The sequence below is a fragment of the Streptomyces smyrnaeus genome, assembly GCF_017676345.1.
Classification (GTDB): Bacteria; Actinomycetota; Actinomycetes; order Streptomycetales; family Streptomycetaceae; genus Streptomyces; species Streptomyces smyrnaeus.
Genome location: NZ_JAFFZM010000037.1, coordinates 38833 through 48563 on the forward strand (window position 1 = coordinate 38833; position 9731 = coordinate 48563).

Annotated in this window: 8 protein-coding genes; 5 read left to right on the forward strand and 3 right to left on the reverse strand. The window is 70.5% G+C overall.

Annotated features, from left to right (window positions below; genetic code table 11):
* Positions 1–25 precede the first annotated feature (25 nt).
* Positions 26–2050: a thioredoxin domain-containing protein gene (locus JW613_RS34130; protein WP_209214929.1), complete on the forward strand. Its 2025-nt coding sequence runs from the start codon at positions 26–28 to the stop codon at positions 2048–2050.
* A 39-nt stretch (positions 2051–2089) separates the two neighbouring features.
* Here JW613_RS34130 and JW613_RS34135 read toward each other — a convergent pair whose 3' ends face one another.
* Positions 2090–2743, reverse strand: coding sequence for a TetR/AcrR family transcriptional regulator (locus tag JW613_RS34135; RefSeq protein WP_209214931.1), 654 nt, complete (start codon positions 2741–2743; stop codon positions 2090–2092).
* A gap of 5 nt (positions 2744–2748) precedes the next feature.
* Positions 2749–4269, reverse strand: a complete 1521-nt coding sequence (locus JW613_RS34140) for an MFS transporter (protein WP_209214933.1) — start codon at positions 4267–4269, stop codon at positions 2749–2751.
* 261 nt (positions 4270–4530) lie between these two features.
* Here JW613_RS34140 and JW613_RS34145 point away from each other — a divergent pair, with 261 nt between their 5' ends.
* Both JW613_RS34145 and JW613_RS34150 read left to right on the forward strand, forming a co-directional pair.
* A complete protein-coding gene (locus tag JW613_RS34145) occupies positions 4531–5742 on the forward strand; it encodes a pyridoxal phosphate-dependent aminotransferase (protein WP_209214935.1) in 1212 nt (403 codons plus the stop codon).
* A 96-nt stretch (positions 5743–5838) separates the two neighbouring features.
* Positions 5839–6252, forward strand: a complete 414-nt coding sequence (locus JW613_RS34150; protein WP_099883662.1) for an SCO4983 family protein — start codon at positions 5839–5841, stop codon at positions 6250–6252.
* 116 nt (positions 6253–6368) lie between these two features.
* Here JW613_RS34150 and JW613_RS34155 read toward each other — a convergent pair whose 3' ends face one another.
* Positions 6369–8243, reverse strand: coding sequence for a phosphoenolpyruvate carboxykinase (GTP) (locus JW613_RS34155; RefSeq protein WP_209214942.1), 1875 nt, complete (start codon positions 8241–8243; stop codon positions 6369–6371).
* A gap of 276 nt (positions 8244–8519) precedes the next feature.
* Here JW613_RS34155 and trhA point away from each other — a divergent pair, with 276 nt between their 5' ends.
* Positions 8520–9338 (forward strand): PAQR family membrane homeostasis protein TrhA, encoded by an 819-nt coding sequence (gene trhA / locus JW613_RS34160; RefSeq protein WP_245226814.1) that lies wholly within the window; start codon positions 8520–8522, stop codon positions 9336–9338.
* Between the two features lie 25 nt (positions 9339–9363).
* Positions 9364–9731, forward strand: a 368-nt coding sequence (locus JW613_RS34165) for a Uma2 family endonuclease (RefSeq protein WP_209214944.1), incomplete at its 3' end; no start/stop codon positions are given.

A 9731-nucleotide genomic window follows, 5' to 3' on the forward strand; every position in this document is an offset into this window, starting at 1 on the left:
GTGCGCGGTGCGTCACCATGGCCGTATGGCGAATCGACTCGCGGATGAGACCTCTCCGTATCTGCTCCAGCACGCGGAGAACCCCGTCGACTGGTGGCCCTGGGGGGAGGGAGCCTTCGAGGAGGCGCGGCGGCGCGGGGTGCCGGTGCTGCTGAGCGTGGGGTACGCGAGCTGCCACTGGTGCCATGTGATGGCGCACGAGAGCTTCGAGGACGAGGCGACGGCGCAGCTGATGAACGCGCACTTCGTCAGCGTGAAGGTGGACCGCGAGGAGCGGCCGGACGTGGACGCCGTCTACATGGAGGCCGTGCAGGCGGCGACCGGGCAGGGCGGCTGGCCGATGACGGTGTTTCTGACGCCCGGCGCCGAGCCGTTCTACTTCGGGACGTACTTCCCGCCCGAGCCGCGGCACGGCATGCCCTCCTTCCGGCAGATCCTGGAGGGCGTACGCACCGCGTGGCAGGACCGGCGCGAGGAGGTGGCCGATGTCGCCTCCCGGATCAGCGCGGATCTGGCCGGGCGCAGCATCCGGCTGGGCGCCCCGCAGGCGCCCGGCGGTGAGGAGATGGGAGCCGCGCTGCTCGGGCTGACCAAGGACTTCGACGCCCGGCACGGCGGGTTCGGCGGGGCGCCGAAGTTCCCGCCGTCGATGGTGCTGGAGTTCCTGCTGCGGCACCATGCGCGCACCGGCTCCGAGGGTGCGCTGCAGATGGTCGAGGCGACGTGCGAGGCGATGGCCAGGGGCGGGATCTACGACCAGCTGGGGGGCGGTTTCGCCCGCTACTCCGTCGATGCGGAATGGGTCGTTCCGCACTTCGAGAAGATGCTCTACGACAACGCGTTGCTGTGCCGCGTGTACGCGCATCTGTGGCGTTCCACCGGGGCGGAGCGGGCCCGCCGCGTCGCTTTGGAGACGGCGGACTTCCTGGTCCGCGAGCTCGGCACCGCCGAGGGCGGCTTCGCCTCCGCGCTGGACGCCGACAGCGACGACGGGCACGGCCGGCACGCCGAGGGCGCCTACTACGTATGGACCCCGCAGCAGCTCGCCGAGGTGCTGGGGGAGGACGACGCCCGGTCGGCGGCCGACTGCTTCCGTGTCACTCCGGAGGGCACGTTCGAGGGCGGCGCGTCCGTACTGCAGCTCCCGGACCGGGCCTCGCCGCTGATGGACGCGGCCCGCTTCGAGTCCGTACGGCGCAGGCTGTTCGAGGCGCGTTCGCAGCGGCCGCGGCCCGAGCGCGACGACAAGGTCGTGACGGCGTGGAACGGGCTGGCCGTCGCGGCGCTCGCCGAGACGGGCGCCTATTTCGAACGGCCCGATCTGGTGGAAGCAGCCGTCCGTGCCGCACGGCTGCTCGCCGAGGTGCACTCGTTCGACGAGGGGCGCCGCCTGGTGCGGACCTCGCGCAACGGGGTGCCCGGCGGCAGCGCGGGCGTACTGGAGGACTACGCCGACACCGCGGAGGGCTATCTGACGCTGTACGCGGTGACCGGCGACGCCGAGTGGCTGACGCGTGCGGGAACCCTCCTGGACACGGTGCTGGAACGGTTCGCCGGCGAGGACGGCACCCTGTACGACACGGCCGACGACGCCGAGCAGCTGATCCGGCGCCCCCAGGACCCCACCGACAACGCGGTGCCCTCCGGATGGAACGCGGCTGCCGGGGCGCTGCTGACCTACGGCGCCTACACGGGCGACCACCGCTACCGGGAAGCCGCCGAGCAGTCGCTCGGCGTCGTACGGGAACTCGCCGCACGGGCACCCCGCTTCATCGGCTGGGGGCTGGCTGTCGGCGAGGCGCTGCTGGACGGTCCGCGAGAGGTCGCCGTGGTGGGCGGCGAGGAGGCCGCCCCGCTGCACCGGGCCGCTCTGCTGGCCGGCGCACCCGGCGCCGTGGTGGCCGTGGGCGCGCCGGACACCGCCGAGGTACCGCTGCTGCGGGACCGGGGGCTGGTCGAGGGCCGCCCCGCCGCCTATGTGTGCCGCGGCTTCGTGTGCGCCGCGCCGGTCACGGACGTGGCGGCGCTGGAGGCGGCCCTGCGCGACTGAGGGGCGGAGGGGAGTCCGGGGCCGCGCCGCCGCCGGAGGTTACAGCGTCAGCCCGCGTTCCAGTACGCCCAGCGCGCGGGTCACCAGAGCGCGCAGGTCCTCCAGGGTGCCCGCCGTGCCGGTGTCCACCCAGGAGTACATCGCCTCCATGAGGGCCCCGAGCATGGCCCCGGTCACGATCCGCAGTTCGAGGTCGTCCTCGGCACGGCCGGTGCGCTCGGCGAGGGCGCGGCGCAGCAGCCACGCCGTCTCCGCCGAGTGCTCGCTCATCCGGCCGCGCAGTGCGGGCACCTCCCGGATGAGACGGATGCGCTGCAGGGTCTCGGCGGCGTCGGCCTGGTAGATACGGGCGATCGAGGAGTACAGGGCTTCGCGCAGTGCGGTGACCGGGGGCTCGTTCGGCGGGCGCTGCCGCAGCGTCTCCTCGATAAGCGGGTCGTACTCGTCGGTCAGCACGATGTCTTCCTTGGTGGGGAAGTAGCGGAAGACGGTGCTGGGGGAGACCTCCGCCTCCTCGGCGATCTGGTCGACGGGCGTGGCGTCGTACCCCTGTTTCTCGAAGAGGCGGTATGCGGTCCGCCGGATGGCCTGCCGGGTCTGGATCTTCTTGCGCTCGCGCAGACTCGGCTTGGCCGGGGGAAGGTCGGTGTCCGCCGCGGTGTCGTCGGCGGGTTCTGTACGTGCGGGGGCCATACATCTCATTGTCGGCCATCGTCCCCTGGCAGGACCATGTCCGGGACGCTGCCGGTGTCCTCGCGGCGCCGACGCGGCAGTGCGCCGGGTGCGGTCGCCAGCAGCAGCGCGCCCGCCACGGCCGCGGCGCCGCACACCAGCAGCACCTGGCCCATCCCGGCCAGGAAGGCCTTGTCCGCGGCGTGGGCGAGTTGCGGCAGACCGAGCCGGTCGGCGATCTCGTGCGCGGTGACGACGGACTCCTCGGCCTCCGGTACGGCCGCGGCGGCCCGACCGCCCGCCGCCCGGGGGTCCGCATCCAGCCGGGTGGCGTACGTCTGGGCGAGCAGGCTGCCCAGCAGCGCGATACCCAGTGCCGTGCCCACCTGTCGCACCGTCATCAGCAGCCCGGAGCCGCTGCCGGTGCGCTCGGCGGGGAGTGTGGCGAGGGCGGCGTCCATGGCGGGCACCATGGCCAGCCCGGCACCGAGCCCGGTGACCGTCAGCCAGGTGGCGGCCAGCGCGTACCCGTCGGCGGTGCCGGTACGGGCACCGAGGAACGCGGCGAACGCGAGTGCCGTGAGGCCCGCACTGATCACCGGTCGCGGCCCCAGCCGTGCGGTCAGCGGGCCGGCGGCCCGGGCGGCGACCACGATCCCGGCCATCATCGGCAGCAGGCGCACACCGGTGCCGAGCGCGTCGTGGCCCAGGACCGTTTGGAGGTACTGCGGAACGATGAACAGCAGTCCGGCCAGCACCATCGTCACCAGCGTCACCGCCAGGGCGCTCCAGCGGAATCCGGGGGCGCGCAGCAGCGCGAGGTCGAGCATGGGCCGGGCGCCGCGCTGCTCGCCGCGCCGCTCGCGCAGCAGCAGCCACACCAGCAGCAGCACCGAGCCGGGGAAGAGTCCCATGACCAGCGGATCGCTCCAGCCACGCGTCGGTCCCTCGATGATCGCGAAGACGAGCAGGGCGAGTCCGGCCACACCCAGTACGGCGCTCAGCGGGTCGACGCGGGTGGCCGACGGGTCGCGGGACTCGGGCAGGAGCAGCAGGCAGGCGAGGATGCCGAGCGCCGCGAGCGGAACGTTGACGAGGAAGATCGAGCCCCACCAGTAGTGGTCCAGCAGCCAGCCACCGATGATCGGTCCGAGCGGCATCCCGCCCGCGACGGCCGCGGTGACCACTCCGATGGCCTTGGTGCGCTCCTTGTCGTCGGGGAAGAGCGACGGCAGCACGGCCAGCACCAGAGGGGAGACCAGGGCCGCACCGAGTCCCATTCCGGCGCGGGCCGCGATCACCCAGCCGGGCCGGTCCGCGAGGGTGCCCAGCAGCGAGCCGACGAGGAAGACGGCCAGTCCCGCCATCAGCAGCAGTCGGCGGCCGTAGCGGTCGCCGAGCAGGCCGGCGGGCAGCATCGTGGCGGCGAAGACGACGACGTACGCGTCGACGATCCACTGCATGTCGCCGGTGTCGGCGTGCAGTTGGGAGGCCATCTCGGGCAGTGCGACGTTCAGGATCGTCAGGTCGAAGCCGAGGGTGAGCATGCAGGCGCCGAGGGCGCCCAGCGCCCACCAGCGGCGTGCCGGACTGGGGGTGCGGTGGTCATGGGAGCCCCTTCCTTCTGGCCGACCGTCCTGACAGTAACTCTCAAGTGGGAGTGACTGTCAATGCAGGAGGAGGGGGGTGGAGCCCAGGGATTCTCCGCGAGGTGGGGCGAGGGGGGTGGGGTCCCCGAGGTGGAGGGGGGTCCCCGAGGTGAGGGAAAACATAGGGCGCCCTGTCAACGGCGCCCGTAAGGTGGCGCTATGCAGGTCATCCAGTCGACGAAGCTCGCCAACGTCTGTTACGAGATCCGGGGCCCGGTCCTGGAGGAGGCGACGCGGCTGGAGGCGGCAGGGCATCAGATCCTCAAGCTGAACACCGGGAACCCGGCGGCATTCGGCTTCGACTGCCCGCCCGAGATCCTCGAGGACATGCTCCGCAACGTCGGCACCGCGCACGGTTACGGCGACGCGAAGGGGCTGCTGTCCGCCCGCCGAGCGGTGATGCAGCACTACCAGAACCAGGGCATCGAGCTGTCGGTCGACGACATCTACCTGGGCAACGGGGTCTCCGAGCTGATCCAGATGTCGATGCAGGCGCTGCTGGACGACGGCGACGAGGTGCTGGTCCCCGCGCCCGACTACCCGCTGTGGACCGCCTCGGTCTCGCTGGCGGGTGGCACCGCGGTGCACTACCGCTGTGACGAGCAGTCCGACTGGATGCCTGATCCGGCGGACATCGAGCGCAAGATCACCGACCGCACCAAGGCGCTGGTGATCATCAACCCGAACAATCCCACCGGCGCGGTCTACGGCGAGGAGGTCCTGCGCGAGCTCACCGACATCGCCCGCCGTCACCAACTGACCGTGTGCTCCGACGAGATCTACGACAAGATCCTCTACGACGGCGCCACGCACACCCCGACCACGCTGGTCGCGCCCGACCTGCTGACGCTCACCTTCAACGGCCTGTCCAAGTCGTACCGGGTCGCCGGCTACCGCAGCGGCTGGCTCGCGGTCTGCGGTCCCAAGGCGCACGCCGCGAGCTATATCGAGGGACTGACGATCCTCGCCAACATGCGGCTGTGCGCGAACGTGCCGGCCCAGCACGCGGTGGCCGCGGCGCTGGGCGGGCGGCAGTCGATCGAGGACCTGGTGCTGCCGGGTGGCCGGCTGTGCGAGCAGCGTGACGCTGCCTACGAACTGCTGACCCGGATTCCGGGTGTCACCTGTGTGCGGCCCAAGGGTGCGATCTACGCTTTCCCGCGGCTGGATCCGAAGGTCTACAAGATCAAGGACGACCGGCAGATGGTGATCGACCTGCTGCGCGCGGAGAAGATCATGATTGTGCACGGGACCGGGTTCAACTGGCCCGAGCCCGATCACTTCCGGATCGTCAACCTGCCCGGTGTCACCGAACTGCGCGACGCCGTAACCAGGATCGGTCATTTTCTGGACGGTTACAGTCAGCCGTAACCGTTCGTGAGCACATGGAGCTGCCCGATGAATGCGGGCCAACTTTAGACGATGTCTAAGTTAGGATGGTCTCCGGAAAGCATCAGGAGGCCATCCATGTACGAACCGATCCGCACCAAGTCGGTCCACACCGTGGCCGACAGCACCCACGCCGGACTGCCGCGCCGCACCCGCGAGGAAGAGCTGGACATCCGTCTGGCGGGGCACCTGACCGCGCTGCTGACGGTGACGGACGAGCTGCGGGCGCTGACGCCGAGCGCTTCGCTGGATGCCGCCGCGCAGCAGCTCGCCGCCCACGCGGCTCGCCTGTCCGGCGGGCGGGCACCGCTGCGTGCCGAGCCCTCGGCCCTGCGGGCCGACGCCGCGCATGTGGCCTCCCTCCACGCGCGGGCGCGCACCCTCGCCGGCAACGCGCTCGCGGTCGCCACCTCTCGCGGCGACGAGGCGGTCACCGCACTGATGACGGCCCGCATCGAGGCCCACGCCGGCGCCGAGGGCGTACTGGTGTAGGCGCCGCACCCGCGCGACGGACGCACCCCGCACCCGCGGCGTGGTCCGTCGCGGGTGCGGCCCGGTGGCCGGTGCTGCGCTTGCCCCCCTGCTCCCCCAAGCAGGGGGGCGCGGCGTCACTTCAGGCGCTGTACAAGTGCGCGGTACTCGTCCCACAGAGCGCGCGGCGTGTGGTCGCCGAAGGTGTTCAGATGCTCGGGGATCAGTGCCGCTTCGTCGCGCCAGACGTCCTTGTCGACCGCCAGGACGAAGTCCAGCTCCGACTCCGAGAGGCCCAGCCCCTCGGTGTCCAGGTCCTCCTTGCGCGGCAGGATGCCGATGGGGGTCTCGACCCCCTCGACCTGACCGTTCAGCCGCTGGACGATCCACTTGAGCACGCGGCTGTTCTCGCCGAAGCCGGGCCAGACGAACGAGCCGTTCTCGTCCTTCTTGAACCAGTTGACGTAGTAGATCTTCGGCAGCTTGGCGGGGTCGGCCTGCTCGCCGACCTCCAGCCAGTGGCCGAAGTAGTCGCCCATGTTGTAGCCGCAGAAGGGCAGCATCGCGAACGGGTCGCGGCGCAGCTCACCGACCTTGCCCTCGGCGGCGGCGGTCTTCTCGCTGGCGACGTTGGCACCGAGGAAGACGCCGTGCTGCCAGTCGAAGGACTCGGTCACCAGCGGGACGGCGGTGGCGCGCCGGCCGCCGAAGAGGATGGCCGAGATCGGCACGCCGCGCGGGTCCTCCCACTCGGGGGCGATGATCGGGCACTGTCCGGCGGGGACGGTGAACCGCGCGTTGGGATGGGCCGCCGGGGTCTCCGACTCCGGCGTCCAGTCGTTGCCCTTCCAATCGGTGAGGTGTGCGGGGGGCTCCTCGGTCATGCCCTCCCACCACACGTCGTTGTCGTCGGTGAGGGCGACGTTGGTGAAGATCGCGTTGCCCCACAGGGTCTTCATCGCGTTGGCGTTGGTGTCCTCGCCGGTGCCGGGGGCCACCCCGAAGAAGCCCGCCTCCGGGTTGATGGCGTAGAGGCGGCCGTCCTCGCCGAACCGCATCCAGGCGATGTCGTCACCGATCGTCTCCACCGTCCAGCCGGGGACGGTGGGCTGCAGCATGGCCAGGTTGGTCTTGCCGCAGGCCGACGGGAACGCGGCGGCCACGTACTTGGCCTCCCCGCGCGGCGGCGTCAGCTTGAGCACCAGCATGTGCTCGGCCAGCCAGCCCTCGTCGCGGGCCATCACCGAGGCGATGCGCAGCGCGTAGCACTTCTTGCCGAGCAGCGCGTTGCCGCCGTAGCCCGATCCGTAGGACCAGATCTCGCGGGTCTCGGGGAAGTGGGAGATGTACTTGGTCGGGTTGCAGGGCCACGGCACATCCTGCTCGCCGTCGGCGAGCGGGGCGCCCACGGTGTGCACGGCCTTCACGAACCGGCCTTCCTCGCCGAGCTCTTCCAGCACGGCGCTGCCCATGCGGGTCATGGTGCGCATGGAGACGGCGACGTAGGCGGAGTCGGTGATCTCCACGCCGAGTGCGGAGAGCGGGGAGCCCAGCGGGCCCATGCAGAACGGGACGACGTACATCGTGCGGCCGCGCATCGCACCGCGGAAGATGCCCTGTTCCCCGGCGGAGCCCCCCTTGTCTCCCATGAAGACGGCCTTCATCTCCGCGGGGTCCTTCCAGTGGTTCGTGGGGCCCGCGTCCTCCTCCTTCTCGGAGCAGATGAACGTACGGTCCTCGACCCGGGCGACGTCGGACGGGTCGGAGGCGGCGTAGTAGGAGTTGGGGCGTTTGACCGGGTCGAGTTTCTTGAACGTGCCCCTGGCGACCAGCTCTTCGCACAAGCGGTCGTACTCGGCCTCGGAGCCGTCGCACCACACGACGCGGTCCGGCTGGGTCAGCTCGGCGATGCCGTCGACCCAGGAGAGCAGCTCCTGGTGGTTGGTGGGGGCGTCCCCGGAAGTCGAGGTGGACGAGGTTGAGGTGAGGGGAGCCGCAGAACTGCGCGCCACGATCGCTCCAGACGTTTGAGGGTTTTGTTTCCACTTTCAGCGCGCCCCTTGGGGGCCGCGACCCGGATGCTTTCGTGGCGGTTTGTCTCGTCGCTCATCCGGTGCCGCTTGTGCTCATCTGATCATGCGATGCGAATGGTTGTCTGTCCAGACGGGGTGTGTGTGTCCGTCGACACGTAGGGTCTTCCCAGGCGGCACGCAGGGTCATTCCGGCCGGCGGCGACCCGTAACCTACGGGAGCGTAGGTCGCACATATGTCGTGGGTACGATGGCCTGATGACCGACTCCGCGTCCCCGTCTTCGGAGCCTGCCGCTGTGACCTCCCCACCCTCCAGCGCACCGTCCTCGCACGACTCCCCCTTGTACGACCCCGCTGCGGCCTCCCCCACGGCCGCCGCCTCCTCCCACCCGCACTCGGCCGCCGCCCGGCTGTCCGCCTCGGCGCACTCCGCGGCGGAGGCCATCAAGCCCAAACTGCGGGGCTGGCTGCATCTGGGCATGTTCCCTGCCGTGCTGGTCTCCGGCATGTTCCTGACCGCTCTCGCCGACAGCACCCGCGGCCGAGTCGCCTGCGCCATCTACACGTTGACGGCCTGCCTGCTCTTCGGGGTCAGCGCGCTCTACCACCGCGGCGACTGGAGCCCCCGTGTCAACGCCGTGCTGCGGCGTCTCGATCACGCCAACATCTTCTTGATCATCGCCGGCACCTACACCCCGCTGACGATCCTGCTGCTGCCCGACGGACGCCGTGACCTGCTGCTGTGGGGCATCTGGATAGCCGCGGGGCTCGGTATCGCCTTCCGGGTCTTCTGGGTGGGCGCCCCGCGCTGGCTCTACACGCCCTGCTACATCGCCATGGGCTGGGCCGCCGTCTTCTTCCTGCCCGACTTCATGCGGCAGGGCGGGATCGGGGTGATGGTGTGCGTCATCGTCGGCGGCGTCCTCTACAGCGCGGGCGGCGTCATCTACGGCATCAAGCGGCCGAACCCGTCACCCCGCTGGTTCGGCTTCCACGAGGTGTTCCACTCCTTCACGCTGGCCGCGTTCGCCGTCCACTACGTGGGGATCTCGCTGGTCGCCTACCAGCACACGTAGTCCCTCCGGGGTCGGCCGGGATCGCGTGTTCAGCGACGTCCTGGTGAGATTTCCCGGTGAGAACGACGCGGCACCAGATCTCACGATTCTCGCTCAGGGAGCGGAGCGTCTCGGCAACGGCTACTCCTGCAACGAAGTGCTCGCTGTTGCCGCAGTGCCCTCCCGGCCCGACGACGACAAGGACTACGTCCGCAACGTCGCCAAGTACGCACGCTTCGGGATCGAGCTCTATCTGATCGCCGACCCGTTCAAGCAGCTCTGCACGCTGATGACCGAGCCGCACGCCATGGGATACGCCAAGGTCCAGGAGATCCCTTACGGGGAGCCCCTCACGCTGACCCTCAGCACCGGCGAGCGGATCGAGATCGACACCTCCGACTTCCCCGTACGCGA